1 protein-coding gene is annotated in these 993 nt (G+C 62.4%); it reads left to right on the top strand.

Features of this window, described 5'->3' with window-relative positions:
- Positions 1-14: 14 nt before the first annotated feature.
- Positions 15-993 (top strand): alpha-ketoacid dehydrogenase subunit beta (locus ACIOVB_RS11335; RefSeq protein WP_401267666.1); only part of this gene is annotated, 979 nt, incomplete at its 3' end.

The following is a 993-nucleotide window of genomic DNA, read 5'->3' as shown; positions in this document are numbered from 1 at the left end:
ATCACAACAACAATATTCAGTTGGAAACCGCCATGACCACGACCACCATGACCATGATCCAGGCCCTGCGCTCGGCCATGGATGTGATGCTTGAGCGTGATGACAATGTGGTGGTGTTCGGTCAGGACGTCGGTTATTTCGGCGGCGTGTTCCGTTGCACCGAGGGCTTGCAGACCAAGTACGGCGCCTCGCGAGTGTTCGATGCTCCGATCTCCGAGAGTGGCATCGTCGGCGTTGCCGTCGGCATGGGCGCTTACGGTCTGCGTCCGGTGGCTGAAATCCAGTTCGCCGACTACGTCTACCCGGCCTCCGACCAGATCATTTCCGAAGCGGCGCGTCTGCGTTATCGCTCGGCTGGCGAGTTCACCGCGCCGATGACCCTGCGCATGCCTTGCGGCGGCGGCATCTACGGTGGCCAGACCCACAGCCAGAGCATCGAAGCGATGTTCACCCAGGTCTGCGGTCTGCGCACCGTCATGCCGTCCAACCCCTACGACGCCAAAGGCCTGCTGATCGCCTCCATCGAAAACGATGACCCGGTGATCTTCCTCGAGCCAAAACGCCTGTACAACGGCCCGTTCGACGGCCATCACGACCGTCCTGTTACCCCGTGGTCGAAGCACCCTGCCGCACAGGTTCCGGACGGCTACTACACCGTGCCGCTGGACGTCGCCGCGATCACCCGTCCGGGCAAGGACGTGACCGTGCTGACCTACGGCACCACCGTTTATGTGTCGCAAGTCGCGGCTGAAGAAAGCGGCGTCGACGCCGAAGTCATCGACCTGCGCAGCCTGTGGCCGCTGGACCTGGAAACCATCGTCAACTCCGTGAAGAAAACCGGTCGTTGCGTGGTGGTGCACGAAGCCACCCGCACCTGCGGTTTCGGCGCCGAACTGGTATCGCTGGTGCAAGAGCATTGCTTCCATCACCTGGAAGCGCCGATCGAACGCGTCACCGGTTGGGACACCCCCTACCCGCACGCGCAAGAGTGGG

The organism is Pseudomonas sp. NPDC087639 (assembly GCF_044743385.1).
GTDB lineage: Bacteria > Pseudomonadota > Gammaproteobacteria > Pseudomonadales > Pseudomonadaceae > Aquipseudomonas.
Note: the sequence above shows the minus strand (reverse complement) of the source record. Positions and strands in the feature narration are given on the sequence as shown.